The sequence below is a fragment of the Chromohalobacter sp. 48-RD10 genome, assembly GCF_029889785.1.
In the GTDB taxonomy this organism is placed as follows: Bacteria; Pseudomonadota; Gammaproteobacteria; order Pseudomonadales; family Halomonadaceae; genus Chromohalobacter.
This window is the reverse complement of sequence record NZ_JARANX010000014.1, coordinates 1-12,313: the sequence shown is the minus strand read 5'-3', so window position 1 is coordinate 12,313 and position 12,313 is coordinate 1. Positions and strand designations below refer to the sequence as shown.

At 59.2% G+C, this 12,313-nt stretch carries 19 protein-coding genes and 2 pseudogenes; 12 read left to right on the top strand and 9 right to left on the bottom strand.

Going from position 1 to position 12,313, the window contains the following annotated elements:
• Positions 1-122 precede the first annotated feature (122 nt).
• Both OP496_RS13235 and OP496_RS13230 read right to left on the bottom strand, forming a co-directional pair.
• A complete protein-coding gene (locus OP496_RS13235) occupies positions 123-251 on the bottom strand; it encodes a hypothetical protein (RefSeq protein WP_280564173.1) in 129 nt (42 codons plus the stop codon).
• Positions 235-786, bottom strand: coding sequence for a hypothetical protein (locus OP496_RS13230; protein WP_280564170.1), 552 nt, complete (start codon positions 784-786; stop codon positions 235-237). Before OP496_RS13230 ends, OP496_RS13235 begins: the two co-directional genes overlap by 17 nt.
• Before the next feature lie 36 nt (positions 787-822).
• Here OP496_RS13230 and OP496_RS13225 point away from each other — a divergent pair, with 36 nt between their 5' ends.
• From OP496_RS13225 to OP496_RS13215, 3 genes and pseudogenes are all read left to right on the top strand, one after another.
• Complete coding sequence (locus tag OP496_RS13225) at positions 823-1,275, top strand: antitoxin Xre/MbcA/ParS toxin-binding domain-containing protein (protein ID WP_280564168.1); 453 nt, start codon at positions 823-825, stop codon at positions 1,273-1,275.
• On the top strand, positions 1,272-1,736 hold the full coding sequence (locus tag OP496_RS13220; protein ID WP_280564166.1) for an RES family NAD+ phosphorylase: 465 nt from the start codon (positions 1,272-1,274) through the stop codon (positions 1,734-1,736). The genes OP496_RS13225 and OP496_RS13220 overlap by 4 nt, the downstream gene beginning before the upstream one ends.
• A gap of 128 nt (positions 1,737-1,864) precedes the next feature.
• A pseudogene (locus tag OP496_RS13215) lies at positions 1,865-2,163 on the top strand (IS256 family transposase); the annotation flags it as partial.
• Between the two features lie 236 nt (positions 2,164-2,399).
• On the opposite strand, the pseudogene OP496_RS13210 reads toward OP496_RS13215, so the two are convergent.
• Positions 2,400-2,768, bottom strand: a pseudogene (locus OP496_RS13210) (transposase); the annotation flags it as partial.
• Positions 2,769-3,158: 390 nt separating this feature from the next.
• Between OP496_RS13210 and OP496_RS13205 the strand changes: the two are divergent.
• On the top strand, positions 3,159-3,497 hold the full coding sequence (locus OP496_RS13205) for a helix-turn-helix transcriptional regulator (protein WP_280564164.1): 339 nt from the start codon (positions 3,159-3,161) through the stop codon (positions 3,495-3,497).
• Positions 3,484-4,740, top strand: a complete 1,257-nt coding sequence (locus tag OP496_RS13200) for a type II toxin-antitoxin system HipA family toxin (RefSeq protein WP_280564162.1) — start codon at positions 3,484-3,486, stop codon at positions 4,738-4,740. Before OP496_RS13205 ends, OP496_RS13200 begins: the two co-directional genes overlap by 14 nt.
• 289 nt (positions 4,741-5,029) lie before the next feature.
• Here the strand turns inward: OP496_RS13200 and OP496_RS13195 are convergent, their stop codons facing one another.
• Genes OP496_RS13195 through OP496_RS13185 form a run of 3 tightly spaced genes read right to left on the bottom strand, consistent with a single transcriptional unit; the run spans position 5,030 to position 5,770 of the window.
• Entirely contained in the window at positions 5,030-5,227 is a 198-nt protein-coding gene (locus OP496_RS13195; protein ID WP_280564159.1) for a type II toxin-antitoxin system HicB family antitoxin, read from the bottom strand.
• Positions 5,181-5,444 carry a type II toxin-antitoxin system HicB family antitoxin gene (locus OP496_RS13190; RefSeq protein ID WP_280564157.1) on the bottom strand — a complete coding sequence of 88 codons (264 nt, stop codon included), beginning with the start codon at positions 5,442-5,444 and terminating at the stop codon, positions 5,181-5,183. The genes OP496_RS13195 and OP496_RS13190 overlap by 47 nt, the downstream gene beginning before the upstream one ends.
• Positions 5,445-5,479: 35 nt before the next feature.
• The gene (locus OP496_RS13185) at positions 5,480-5,770 is read right to left on the bottom strand and encodes a type II toxin-antitoxin system HicA family toxin (protein ID WP_280564155.1); all 291 of its coding nucleotides are present in this window, start codon (positions 5,768-5,770) and stop codon (positions 5,480-5,482) included.
• 243 nt (positions 5,771-6,013) lie between these two features.
• On the opposite strand from OP496_RS13185, the gene OP496_RS13180 reads away from it, so the two are divergent.
• The 3 genes from OP496_RS13180 (at position 6,014) to OP496_RS13170 (ending at position 8,333) form a co-directional block, all read left to right on the top strand.
• On the top strand, positions 6,014-6,226 hold the full coding sequence (locus tag OP496_RS13180) for a hypothetical protein (protein ID WP_280564153.1): 213 nt from the start codon (positions 6,014-6,016) through the stop codon (positions 6,224-6,226).
• A 282-nt stretch (positions 6,227-6,508) separates the two neighbouring features.
• Positions 6,509-7,523 (top strand): IS630 family transposase gene (locus OP496_RS13175; RefSeq protein ID WP_280564151.1). Its coding sequence is split into 2 segments (ribosomal slippage): positions 6,509-6,895 and positions 6,897-7,523, totalling 1,014 coding nucleotides; the frame shifts between segments, so codons are not numbered across the junction.
• Positions 7,524-7,529: 6 nt separating this feature from the next.
• Complete coding sequence (locus tag OP496_RS13170) at positions 7,530-8,333, top strand: replication initiation protein (RefSeq protein WP_280564228.1); 804 nt, start codon at positions 7,530-7,532, stop codon at positions 8,331-8,333.
• A gap of 29 nt (positions 8,334-8,362) precedes the next feature.
• Here OP496_RS13170 and OP496_RS13165 read toward each other — a convergent pair whose 3' ends face one another.
• Together OP496_RS13165 and OP496_RS13160 are read right to left on the bottom strand one after the other, a co-directional pair.
• Positions 8,363-8,629 (bottom strand): type II toxin-antitoxin system RelE/ParE family toxin, encoded by a 267-nt coding sequence (locus OP496_RS13165; protein WP_280564149.1) that lies wholly within the window; start codon positions 8,627-8,629, stop codon positions 8,363-8,365.
• Complete coding sequence (locus tag OP496_RS13160; protein ID WP_150094867.1) at positions 8,613-8,837, bottom strand: DUF6290 family protein; 225 nt, start codon at positions 8,835-8,837, stop codon at positions 8,613-8,615. The genes OP496_RS13165 and OP496_RS13160 overlap by 17 nt, the downstream gene beginning before the upstream one ends.
• A gap of 157 nt (positions 8,838-8,994) precedes the next feature.
• Here OP496_RS13160 and parA point away from each other — a divergent pair, with 157 nt between their 5' ends.
• From parA to OP496_RS13145, 3 genes are all read left to right on the top strand, one after another.
• Positions 8,995-9,624: a ParA family partition ATPase gene (parA, locus tag OP496_RS13155; RefSeq protein ID WP_280564148.1), complete on the top strand. Its 630-nt coding sequence runs from the start codon at positions 8,995-8,997 to the stop codon at positions 9,622-9,624.
• Complete coding sequence (locus tag OP496_RS13150; RefSeq protein WP_280564147.1) at positions 9,621-9,863, top strand: hypothetical protein; 243 nt, start codon at positions 9,621-9,623, stop codon at positions 9,861-9,863. Before parA ends, OP496_RS13150 begins: the two co-directional genes overlap by 4 nt.
• 298 nt (positions 9,864-10,161) lie before the next feature.
• The gene (locus OP496_RS13145; RefSeq protein ID WP_280564146.1) at positions 10,162-10,632 is read left to right on the top strand and encodes a hypothetical protein; all 471 of its coding nucleotides are present in this window, start codon (positions 10,162-10,164) and stop codon (positions 10,630-10,632) included.
• 57 nt (positions 10,633-10,689) lie between these two features.
• Here the strand turns inward: OP496_RS13145 and OP496_RS13140 are convergent, their stop codons facing one another.
• On the bottom strand, positions 10,690-11,277 hold the full coding sequence (locus OP496_RS13140; RefSeq protein WP_280564145.1) for a recombinase family protein: 588 nt from the start codon (positions 11,275-11,277) through the stop codon (positions 10,690-10,692).
• 617 nt (positions 11,278-11,894) lie between these two features.
• Here OP496_RS13140 and OP496_RS13135 point away from each other — a divergent pair.
• Positions 11,895-12,245 (top strand): hypothetical protein, encoded by a 351-nt coding sequence (locus OP496_RS13135; protein ID WP_280564143.1) that lies wholly within the window; start codon positions 11,895-11,897, stop codon positions 12,243-12,245.
• Positions 12,246-12,313: the final 68 nt, after the last annotated feature.

Here is a 12,313-nt window from a genome sequence, read left to right as displayed (position 1 = left end):
GACACATGGGGACCTCTAACGCTGGCTGCAGAGAGAGGCGATGCATCGGGCCGGCTGCAAACGTCGGGCAGCGAGTTGCCGTCTGGTCGCTGCGTCCCGGTTTTGTGGCCCGAAGCTTGTGGTTAGGCGCGATAGCCTTGCGGATTCTTCTTCTGCCAGCGCCAGGTGTCGCGCATCCTCTCGGCCAGGCCTTTCTCGGCCCGCCAGCCCAGCTCCCGCTCGGCCTTGGAGGCATCAGCCCAGAACGCCACCAGGTTGCCGTCGCGGCGCGATACGGTACGGCACCCGCTGGCCAGTCACCCGCTCGAAGGTCTCAACCATCTCCCGTACCGAGACACCCTGCCCCGTGCCCCGGCTGTAGACCTGCAGGTCAAGCGCCTCGAGGCTCGACAGCGAGGCCACGTGGCCATCGGCCAGGTCCATCACGTACAGGGAATCGCGTACGCAGGTGCCATCCTCGGTAGGGTAATCGTCGCCGAAGATCGCAAGTCCCGGGCGGCGGCCCACCGCCTTCAGGTCGACCGCCTCGATGGCCTGCTCGGCGAACAGCCAATCCAGCAGCGCTCGATCACGCACGATCCCTCGCCGCAGAAAATAGCCGACGGCGACCCCACAACGCCGCCGCCTCAGCGTGAATGGCAAGACGACCAGCGTCAGCATCAGCATGCCAACCGAGTAGGCCACGCTGACCGTCAGGCTCACTCGCAGGAAATCACCCAGGCGGTAGCGCCCCAGGGAATACACTATCCGGTGAGTCCGGAAGCCACATTCGATCAACTGATACAATGATGATGCATCACCTGACTGGACAGGGAGATAGTCATGCAAACCGACATCAAAGCGTATCGACCGAAGGCCGCCGCTCGGAAGGAAGACTTCTGGAAGAGCCTGGGCCTCCCCTCGCGTGGGCCAAAACTGCATGAAGCCCTGAGTGAAGGCATCCCATACCAGGTCTACACCAAGCTCGCTTCGGTTTCCGGCCTGGAGAACAAGGAGTTGGCGCGCTACGTCGTCATCCCTCCGGCGACGCTGCAACGTCGAGCCAAGGCAGGACGCTTCAGCGTGGATGAGGGAGATCGCCTCTACCGTTTCGCCGAGGTTTACAAGAGCGCGATCGACCTGTTCGAAGGTGACAAGGAACAGGCGAGCAAGTGGCTACTCCATCCCGTGCGCGGACTGGGAGGGAAACGCCCGGTGGAGATGATTGCCACGACGGCTGGCGCGGAAGCCGTGCTGGACCTGATAGGCCGCCTTGAACACGGCGTTTTCGCATGAGCTCGGTTTATGGATACCGTCTCGTCAAGAGAAAGTGGCTCAAGAGTGCCTTCGATGGTGAAGGCGTTCGCCTGTTTGGTGGCCGGTGGAACAGCAAAGGAAAGGCCTGCGTGTACCTCGCGAGTTCCCAGTCTCTGGCCATGCTCGAGGTCATGCTGCACCTGGATGACTACCGTCTGCTGGAGTCGTATGCGCTTCTGGAAGTGAACTTCCATAGCAACGCGCTCATGTATCTTCCTGAAGACGGGCTTCGGGATGACTGGATGGTTGAGCCCGCGTCAGCCTCGACTGCTGAGATCGGTGACAGTTGGCTCGAGAGCCACTCAAGTCTCGTGCTGGCCGTCCCGAGCGTTGTGGTGCCCCGAGAAACGAACTATCTGGTCAATCCTGACCACGCCGACTTCCAGGCCTTGGTCAATGGTGCCAAAGAAGTCGTGTTTTCCCCGGATAAACACCTGTAGGCATTCCTCATCCCCCGCGAACGGCCCGAGCTATAATGATTTTCTGGTGTGCGGGAGGAGGAAGGAAGGGTGGCGTATCCCGTTGATGGATCACGACCAAGATCTCACGCAACACGTGCAGATACGCCGTGATCGATTCCACCCTCCGAGCCCTTTCACAGCCAGAATCCGAGACCTCCTCCCCGTAGCATGAGCTGCTGCGCCAAGGGGCACGAGACCTCATTACCAAGGCCGTGGAGGCCGAGCTGGCGACGTTCCTGGCCCAGTTTGCCGACACGACTCTGGAGGACGGACGACAAACGGTGGTGCGCCATGGCCATTGCCGGAACGTACCGGGCAGACCGGCATCGGTGACGTCACCGTCAAGGTGCAAAAGGTGCGGGGCCGGAGTGGCGGCCAGGCCTGCTTCAACCGCTCCCTGTTGCCTTACCCCGCCTCATTCATCAGGGTGCCGAATGAGGGTGTTGAGCCAAGGGCCTGCTGGTATCGACCCACTTCAACGTCGTGCGGCCACTGAGTAGCCGGTTGATCTATACCCGACTCGGCTTTCGGCCGGCCTGTTTATAGCTTTTAGGACTCAATGTCGATCGCCGGCACAGCCGTGGCCGGCGACCTCCACTGTGGTCGCCTTGCCTGCTGCATGGAACGTGGTGACGCCGAAGATCAGACCAGGGCCGTCAGCCGAGGCAGTCCCTTCAGCAAGGTGGGCCACCATTTGTCGGCGGCATCACCGAGGTGCACAGTGATACGCCGGGCGTGTCCCGTCAGCGTGGCCGCGACCTTAAGCACCTATTCGCGCATCCGCATCAGGCTCCAACCCTGTCGCGCCCGGCTCTCCAGCAGGCGCCTCAGCCCATGCAGAACCTGGTAGGCGTAGAGGCTCAGCAGCAAGCTCACCTCGTTGCGGGCCATGACGTCCTGGACGGTGGAGGCGCCGCGATCGGTCGACGAGAGATGCACATCCAACGCCGACTTCACCTCGCCCATGTGTGCTTCGGCGCTGCCGCGCTTGCGGTAGAGCGCCAAGACCTTGCCTTCAACACCTGGCTGCCGTACCGTAAGCCGCCATCGATCATCACCGGCACGCCCCCAGTTGCCATGCCAGCCTCCCGTACAGGCCCGCCAGGCAGCGACAGCGGCGCGCAGCAGGACAGTGCCCAGCGCGCATTATCCCGAACGACCGGCCCACCACCTCGTCCCGCTCCGCCAAATCTCGCGCCAACGCCCACTCGCCAATCAGCAGCCAGGCCAGCACTGCCATCAAGGCCTTCCGCTCGAGCGCCGACGGGTCGTCAGATGGCTGCCGGGGCGCTCAAAGGCCGCCCGAGGCCGCTCTGCGGTCTGCTCGGCGGCGATCAGCATGCGTGGAGGAATCGACATTATAATGTCGATAAATAGCCAAAGCGATGCCATACTATCGGTATGAAAACGAGACACGTCACCCTAAGCCCCAAAGCTTCCCTGTCGCTTAGCCTGTTTGCCGGGCTAATCGAGGAGGGACGGCTACGCAAGGGGTGGACTCGAGACGAACTCGCCGAGCGCGTCGGCGTCGGCATAGTGACAATCCGCCAGGTTGCCAAAGGCTCTCCCCGTGTGGCCATCGGCACCTATTTCGAGGCGGCGGCGCTGGTTGGCGTGTCGCTGTTCACCGATAACCCGGACACGCTGAAACGCGAGCATGCTACCCAGCGGGAACGGCTGACGCTGCTGCCCAAGCGCGCTCGCCGTCAGCCACAAGAGCCCATAGATGATGACTTCTAGCCGACGCGCCTATGTCTGGATCTGGCTGCCCGGCCAGGCATCCCCCGTGGTGGCCGGTCTCGTCGAGCGTGATGACCAAGATCGGTACCGCTTTACCTATGGTCGCCGCTATCTAGCGCGTCAAGACGCGATCAGCCTCTATCCAAGAGAGCTTCCTCTTCGGCCCGGGAGCCAGGAGCAGGTAGATGGCGCACTGCCCTCCTGCCTACGTGACGCTTCTCCCGATGCGTGGGGACGCCGCGTCATCATTAACCGACTGACGGGGAACAAGGGCGAAGCTGCTGGTGAAGTCAATTTCAACGAGCTGGTCTACCTACTGGAATCCGGGTCGGACAGGATCGGTGCGCTTGATTTCCAACTCTCTCCCACCGACTACCGGCCGCGTGAGTACCAGGAGGCGACCCTGGCGGAATTGCAGGAAGCATCGGCGTACGTGGAAGCAGGAGAGCCACTACCCCCTGCCCTGGACCAGGCCATTCAACACGGCAGCAGCATCGGCGGTGCTCGTCCCAAAGCACTGCTGGACGACCGGGATCGCAAGCTGGTCGCAAAGTTTTCCTCCAGCACCGATCTCTACAGCGTCGTGAAGGCGGAGTTCGTCGCCATGCGGCTCGCCAGGCTGGCGGGACTTGACGTTGCTCCCGTCGAGATGGCTCGCTCACTGGGCAAAGACGTCCTGCTAGTGGAACGCTTCGACAGGGTGCAGACCGCTAACAGTTGGTGCAGACAAATCGTGCTCTCGGCACTTACATTGCTCGGACTGGATGAGATGACGGCACGCTATGCCAGCTATGAGGAGCTCGCCCATCAAATCCGAGCCGAGTTCGACCAGCCAGGGCAAACACTACGCGAGCTGTTTGGCCGCATCGTCTTCAACGTGCTTTGCGGCAACACCGACGACCATGCACGCAACCATGCTGCCTTCTGGGATGGCGTGAGCTATCGACTGACGCCGGCCTATGACATCTGCCCACAGTCACGAACCGGAGGGGAAGCCACCCAGGCCATGCTACTGTATGGCCTGGAACGCCGCAGCCAGCTCGTTCACTGTCTGGCGGCCGCGGATCAGCTTGGACTGAGCCATGCCCACGCCCGGGAGATCATCAGCCATCAGCTCGTCACGATCCGTGACCACTGGGATGCGGTATGCGATGAGGCCGACCTGACCCCGGTCGACCGCGACTTTCTGTGGGGCAGGCAGTTTCTGAATCCGTTTGCGCTGGAAGGGTATACCGAGGCGTGAGAGTCCCCGCTTCCTGGCGGTGTACCTCTTCACCAGAGCACGAGTGATTCCAACGCCTCACATTGGCTGATTCACCGATTGACCCTCAAGGCCTCCATCGCCCTCTTCCCGTGCCCTTCGAAACCTCGGCGCTCGAGCCTTATGCCCTCGGCTCTGACACCTAGTCGCTGTATCCCTGCAGATTGCTTGCCTGCCAGCGCCATGTGTCGCGCCGTCCTTAGGCTAGCTCCAGAGTAACTGCAAGCGCCCCGGCTATTGGTCGGGGCGCTTGGGTGGTAAGCGAGGGACGTCAGCCCGCGCTGCGCTCAAGCTCATGCAGGGCCGCACGTGCCAGGAAGCCGGAGCGGTTCTTGAACTCGACATGGCGCGCGACGGCGCTATCGATACGCTTGATGAGCAGGTCTGGCAGGGTAACGTTGACCTTGTGGCTTTTCCCCCAGTCAGGGGAGCATGTCGATCTCGACCGCGGCCCAAACCCAGCCAGCATAATCGGGATTCGCCAGGTGCTGCTCGATAGCACTGGCTGAGGGGATGGGGTCATCGTGATCGGCTAGACTCTCAAAGTGGCCTTCGATGGCCTCGCGTGCGTTGTCGACCGCCTCGTCGAAGGTGTCTCCCGCCGAAAAGCAGCCCGGCAGGTCCGGGACAGCCACGCTGTAGGCGTGATGTTCATCCCCCACTTCAACGGCGATGGGGTAGTGCATGTCGTGTCTCCTGTGGCGTGCCGCAATGGCCGGCTTCACTTGAGACCGGCTCGCTGCCTGATGCCTTTTATCAAGCCTGTCGGCAGATCCTTCTTCGGATGGGGCACCGTGATGGTGCCGGGCTTGGTGGGATGTCGAAAGTAGTGATGGCTGCCTTTGATGCGATCCAGCGTCCAGCCATCCGCCTCCAAATCCTTGATCAGTTCACGCCCTGACGTCGTGGTGCCTTCACGGCGCCTCGCATCACGCTCAGCCTGCCGGGCCCAGCGCCACAGGGTTTGTAGCGTACAGCCGATCCTGAGGGCAATGGTGCCGATAGCCGCCACTGGGATGGGTAGTCAGCCTTGTGATCAAAGACCATGCGGACAGCCCGCTGGCATATCTTGGGGAGAGTATCGTTTCGACGAGCTCATGGCTCCATCTTCTCAAGATTCGGAGCCTCCGGAAATTCCGGGACGATTCACATGCTCCCCTGACCCGATGCGCTCGGCGCATTTTGACGTCCTGCCTAATGGAGACTAGAATATCAAGTACTTAAAAGCGTAATCCAGTCTTTTACTGGTGAGTCTATGAAACCTGCCGCTATCAATCGACATGATTACCCAGAACTCGATGCCATACTTTGGGACCGCGCCGACAAGTATATTGATCCCAAGGTGGCATTCCATCTCTATGAGGAGAGATGGCGTTTCGTGGCGCAAGAGCGGTTACGCGATCACGAGAGCGCTCTGATCAAGGAACTGGCTCAGACTTATGGCCACGGCCATATGCTAGTGGCGTAATGTTCACACGCCCCCACCACAAAGCAATTGAAGCAATACTTAATAAATTTGACCCTGACTTTCTCCGCGACAGCAACATCCTATTCGGCGGAGGTACACGTATCGCCCTCGAACTCCACGAGTTTCGTGAGTCAGTGGATATTGACCTTTTTTGTATTGGCAAAGAGGCATACAGAGCTGCAAGGTCCACAGTGACAAACATCAGCCTTGGTAAACTACTAAGTGCCTGATCTGATATTTTCGAGTATCATCCGCCTCAGGATCACTGACACGGATGGAACCATGGCAAGGCGCTTCGTTGCCCCTCTCACTGAATCTGAACAAAAAACGCTGACCTCTGCCTATCACCATGGTGAGAAGCGCGCCCTACGTCGGCGTGCGCATGCCATCCTGTTGAGTAATCAAGGTCATACAATCAACCAAATCAGTGAGATACTGCAGGTTCGCCGCGATGCTGTATCACGCTGGCTTAAGCAGTGGGAAGCCTCAGGCCTCGACGGGCTGATCGACAAGCCCCGCAGTGGCCGCACGCCGATCCTGGATGAGCACGACCACCAGCGATTGCAGGAACTGGTCGCCGAGCAGCCTCACCAGATTCGATCCTTGCAGGCTCGCTTCCAAGAAGAGACCGGCAAGACGGTCAGCACGGTGACCCTTCGCCGGGCGTTGAAAAAAAAATGATCTCAGCTTCAAGCGCATTCGGCACTCACTCAAGGCAAGGCGTGACGAGACGGATTTCCGCAACACGCAGGGCCTCCTCAAGGCGCTTCACAAGCGGGAAGACCAAGGTGATCATGAGCTCTATTACTTTGATGAATCAGGGTTTTCTCAATCATCGGCGGTACCGTACGCCTGGAGCCCCATCGGCAAACCCTGCGAGGTGACCGCCTACTCACATAGCCGAAGGCTGAACGTATTGGGGTTCCTCAGCCGAGCCGGGAAGCTGGTCTACCACACCACCACCGAATCCGTGACCACCGAGACGGTTATCGAGGCATTTGACCAGTTTGTAGCCCAGAAAGACCCCGATACCTTCGCCGTCGTAGTGCTCGACAATGCCAGCATGCATCGCTCCAAAGCCTTCAGGCGGAAGATTGTGGAGTGGATGTCGCATCGTGTGCACCTGGTCTACCTATCGGCTTACTCGCCGGAGCTGAACCTGATTGAGATTCTGTGGCGGCAGATGAAGTACGCATGGCTGCCGCTGAGTGCATACCTCTCGTTTGACCGCCTCTGTGATGAGGTACACCGCCTGCTCGGTGGCTACGGAACTGATCGCACGATTAATTTTGAATAGGCACTTATCTCTCAGGTACGAAGGGATCAACCGATCACCGACGAGGTGATGTACAGCGTCAGTGTTTCCGATTATTCCTCTCTTGTGGGTACTTCCTCTCATTCAACCTATAAAGAGCTTGCAGATGCCGCCTTGCGTCTCAAGCGTCGTGAAGTATGGCTGAGGGAGTATCCTAACGGGAACGGGAAACGACCCAGAACATTAGTAACGGGGTGGGTGCAGTCTATTGCATATATCGAGTCAGAGGGCCGTATAGAGCTGCGTTTTTCTAAGGATATGTTGCCCTACTTGACTCAGCTAACTGAGCAGTTCACTCGCTATGCGCTGGAAGACATAGCCAAGATGACCAGCTCTCACGCCATCCGCCTTTACGAATTGCTATGCCAGTGGCGGGACACCAGACAGCGGGAAGTCTCAATAGAGTGGATACGCGAATCCTTCCAGCTAGGCGACAAGTACCCTGCTATCAAGGATTTCAAGCGGCGCGTCATAGAGCCCGCCGTTGAGCAGATCAACGAGCATTCACCTATCTGGGTGAAGTGGAGTCAGCGAAAGACCGGGCGACGTGTCAGCCATTTCGTCTTCATGTTCGGAGAGAAGACCGACAAGAAGGCGTCAGGTATCACTGACAAGCGGCGGAAGCCCAAACGCACAGCATCCGCGGACCAGGGCAGCCAAGGCGCACTGTTCGGCATTCCCCGCCATCTCATCGAGCAGCAGGCGCGCCCCGGTGAGAGCTATGAGGATGCAGCACTACGTCTCCTCCAGAAGAAGAAGCGTGATCAGGCAGTGGAGGCTGAACAAGCCTGATCCAACAGCAGCGGGTTCCTCCCCCGCTGCTACCGGTACACCTTGCTACGGTGGCCAATCCGCACGACGAGCACACGGATCTCGTCATCCTCGATGCTGGCGATGAGGCGGTAGTTGCCTACCCGGTATCGCCACAGCTCGCCAAGCTGGCCGGTCAGCGGTTTACCGAGCTGACGCGGATCTTCCAGGGGCTGGATACGCCCACGCAGGTAGTTGCGGATGCGCTTGGCATCCGCATGACCGATCTTCTTGAGCTGCTTGACCGCTTCATCCGTGAGTTCAATCCGCCAGGCCAAGGTCACGCTCCACGTCGTCCAGGCTGTGGGTCGTCATCTCACCCCGACGCACTTGCTCCAGGGTCTTCTCGGCCAGGTAGATGTCCTCGAGGTCGTCCAGGTGCTCCAGGATAGCCTCACGGGCATAGAAGCTCTTGGTACGGCCGGTCGCCTTGGCCAGGGCCTCAAGACGCTCCTCAATTTCGCTAGGTAGGCGTAACGCCAACATGCTCAAGCCCTCCAACAGGCAGGCAATTTGATATACAAGTATAGCACGCCGCGCCCAAGCCAGTAGCACCGGACTGTGCGGGATGACCTCGCACGATTGACGTGTCACGTTTTTACGACTTTACTGAAAAGCGTATTTACAGCTTTAAGGAAAACTCGTGATCATCGGAGTGCTCAACCAGAAGGGTGGCGTCGGCAAGACGACGCTCGCCGTCAATATCGCCGCGGCACTGGCACGCACGGGAAAGCGCGTGCTGCTGATCGATGCCGACCCGCAGGGCAGCGCCCTGGATTGGGCGGCAGCTCGAGAAGGCGACCCTCTGTTCGCTGTCGTCGGCCTACCCAAGCCCAGCATCCACAAGGAGCTTGCCCTGGTGGGCGAAGGCTATGACGTCGTGGTGATCGATGGCCCACCCCGCGTCACGGATCTCGCTCGTTCCGCCATCATGGCCAGCGACATCGTGTTGATCCCGGTTCAGCCGTCGCCCTACGACATCTGGGCCGCTGACGAAGTGGTGAAGCTCATCCAGGAAGCTTCTGTATTTAAAGAAAACTTGAAATCTGTATTTGTAATTAACCGTAAAATTGCCAATACCGCCATCGGGCGCGATGTCCGCGAGGCCCTGGAGGCCTATGACCTTCCAACCCTCGAAGCCAGCATCGTGCAACGTGTGGCCTTCGCTGAGGCGGCTGCTGTCGGCAAGGCCATCTATGAGCAGGACCGGGATGGCGTGGCCTCACAAGAGATCAAGGCAGTGGTGAGTGAGCTACAGGAGCGTTTCGCATGAGCAGCAAGAAGGTCTCTATCGGGGGTAAGCCCTCCGCCAAGAAAGCCTCTGACGATACCGCCGTGGATGCCTGGGTTGGCTCCAGAGGCCAAGAGGCTTCCAAGGAGCCGATGAAGCGACTGACCATCGACATCCCCGCCGAGCTACATGCCAAGCTCAAGGCCGACTGTGCGATGCGCGGCCGCAAGATGGCCGATGAGGTCAGGGAGCTGCTGATGGAGAAATACGGAAAGTCGTAAAAGCATAAATACAGAAATAAGCCTATCATTTCTGAGGGGCGAGATATCACACCTCCTCACCAAGGAGGACTTCTATCGTCTCCCAACGCGGGCATTCAACTTTGCCAGCAGGTCGGAGAACAAATGAGCGGGTACCTCGTCGTGGCGGTGTCTTTCGTCAGAATGCGGGGCCAGTTGAAGTTCACCAGTGGCAGCTCGAGCTGGTGAGATCCCAGCGAACCGGTGCGAGGTGACACCGGGCCTAGGTGCCGCCATGCTGTGCTGACGCAACAGACGCAACGCAACAGGATGCGGCACCTTGCAACAGACCATATCTCAGGCGGCCAAGCTCTACGGAAAGGCCCGCTCTACCATCCATCGCGCTATCGACGCAGGCCGCCTGTCATGCAGCGTGCGGGGCGATGGCGTGAGGGTGATCGCCCTGTCTGAGTTGATTCGATTGTGGGGTGAACCGCCCAACGCGCCGCCCGAAACGCAACAGAACGCAACGCCTCCTGACGACACCGCGCAACAGCCGCAACAGGCCCTCCTGGACGAGCTTCGACGGCAAACCGCGATCATCGAGCAGATGAGCCAGCGCATCGAGCGGCTAGAGTCAGCTCTGCGCGCTCTGCCGGCTCCGCCCAGGGTGGACGAGGTGAACACGGTAGACACCCCTCGACATCGCCCGGAGAAGCCGCAGGAGCCGCGAAAGGACGACACCCCAGCCGACGACACCGCCCCGAACTGGCGAAGCCTGGTGGACGCTCTACGGCGGCAGGAGAAGTAGCCCTGAGTCAGGGCCAGGTTCCTCTTCATCATTTTCATAAGGCGACTACACGGCATGTCAGGAGTCGGCTGCACTGTGGTCTGAGACATCGGACTGGCTGGCCTTCAAGGCGGCGTAAAGGGCCGTCTTGCTGACCTTGATGCGTGTGGCGGCTTCACGGACGTTTAGCCCATTGGCCAGGTGCTCCCTTGCCCGCTTCAGCTTGTCGTCGGTGACGACGGGCTTGCGTCCCCCTTTGCGCCCACGGGCAGCGGCAGCCGCCAGCCCCGCCTTGGTGCGATCACGGATCAGGTCACGCTCGAACTGACCCAGGGCGCCGAACACGTGGAAGATCAGCCGCCCACCGGGGGTGGTGGTGTCGATGGCTTCGGTCAGTGACCGGAAGCCGACACCACGCGCCTCCAGGGTGCTGACCACCTCGATCAGATGCGGCAGCGAGCGTCCCAGTCGATCCAGTCGCCATACGACCAGCACATCCCCGTCGCGTAGGAACTCCAGGGCGGCCGTCAGGCCGGGGCGTTCCGCCTTGGCCCCGGAGACGGTGTCATCGAAGATTCGCTCGCAACCTGCCTTGTGAAGCGCATCGGTCTGCAAGGCGGCGTCCTGCTCCGCCGTCGAGACCCGCGCATAGCCGATCAGTGCCATGGGCCGCCTTTTTGTCCGTTAATCCGTCCGGCTATCTTATTGTCCGAAAACTCATCAAGCAAGGCTATTCTCGGACAATGTCCGGCTTGACCGCCTAACGATCGTCTGTCGGACAAAGGCACCACGCAGAGGGCTGACGGTCACCGGCAGCCAGCATCACCGTACCCGGCGGGTAGCAATGCATGAGCAAACGGGGCATCGTCGCCGGCCGATGCCGCTATGGTTGGCCATGGCAGAGATGCATTCGGCGGTTGAGACGGAATCGGAGGTCAAAAAATGCTCGCTGACGGCGATAGGGAAAGTGTCGACGCCGGCATCACGGATTCAGGTCGCAGGGTGGCCCTGACCCGGTCCATCAGCTTCGGCGGTTTGCTGTGCGTATCCATACTCCCGTCCTCCCGATTCATGGATGTCCATACAGTGTTATTGACGCTGGCAAAACGCGCAAGCGTGCGAATTTTGTATAGGTGGCCAAGTTTTTCTTTGGGAATCATGAGATCAAGGGGTTAGCTGGTAAAAGCTTGCGATGATAAGATTGTTGAACACGCGTGCTCGTTCAAGTCAATAAACGAGCACGCTGTCTAATATCTGTTAGGCAGCACTGGAGGAGACTTAACATGGTGAATATAGTTACGAAGGCGTTCCGGAACCCAAAAAAAGCTATACGGGTTGTGCGTTATAAAGGGGCTAGCGTTATCGGTGATAATCGCTACCGTAAATTTATCGTGCTGACGAGATCGCGTACCGGCTCAAACCTCCTTGTCTCATTACTTAATTCGCATCCAAACATTTCTGCTGATGGTGAGATTTTTAGCAAGCTAAACGGACGTGATTATAAACGGATTATTTCCAACGCATTTTCTAGACAGCCACGTTATATAAAAGCAAAAGGGTTTAAAATATTTTATTATCATCCACAAGATGACCCTCTCTGCCAGCCTAGTTGTCCAGATGGCGATTTCGCCTGAATCCCACTCAGAGAGGGTGGTATGAGAGCTTCCATGCCAAGGTACTCCGAAGAACGTAAGGCCGCAGT

What these genes read in the sequence shown, in the direction of transcription:
- OP496_RS13190 (WP_280564157.1), bottom strand. Translation starts at nt 5,444, where the DNA reads ATGCACTACCCCATCGCCGTTGAAGTGGGGGATGAACATCACGCCTAC.
- OP496_RS13225 (WP_280564168.1), top strand. Translation starts at nt 823, where the DNA reads ATGCAAACCGACATCAAAGCGTATCGACCGAAGGCCGCCGCTCGGAAG.
- OP496_RS13205 (WP_280564164.1), top strand. Translation starts at nt 3,159, where the DNA reads ATGAAAACGAGACACGTCACCCTAAGCCCCAAAGCTTCCCTGTCGCTT.
- OP496_RS13150 (WP_280564147.1), top strand. Translation starts at nt 9,621, where the DNA reads ATGAGCAGCAAGAAGGTCTCTATCGGGGGTAAGCCCTCCGCCAAGAAA.
- OP496_RS13160 (WP_150094867.1), bottom strand. Translation starts at nt 8,837, where the DNA reads ATGTTGGCGTTACGCCTACCTAGCGAAATTGAGGAGCGTCTTGAGGCC.
- OP496_RS13195 (WP_280564159.1), bottom strand. Translation starts at nt 5,227, where the DNA reads ATGCTGGCTGGGTTTGGGCCGCGGTCGAGATCGACATGCTCCCCTGAC.
- OP496_RS13135 (WP_280564143.1), top strand. Translation starts at nt 11,895, where the DNA reads ATGGTGAATATAGTTACGAAGGCGTTCCGGAACCCAAAAAAAGCTATA.
- OP496_RS13140 (WP_280564145.1), bottom strand. Translation starts at nt 11,277, where the DNA reads ATGGCACTGATCGGCTATGCGCGGGTCTCGACGGCGGAGCAGGACGCC.
- OP496_RS13200 (WP_280564162.1), top strand. Translation starts at nt 3,484, where the DNA reads ATGATGACTTCTAGCCGACGCGCCTATGTCTGGATCTGGCTGCCCGGC.
- OP496_RS13180 (WP_280564153.1), top strand. Translation starts at nt 6,014, where the DNA reads ATGAAACCTGCCGCTATCAATCGACATGATTACCCAGAACTCGATGCC.
- OP496_RS13220 (WP_280564166.1), top strand. Translation starts at nt 1,272, where the DNA reads ATGAGCTCGGTTTATGGATACCGTCTCGTCAAGAGAAAGTGGCTCAAG.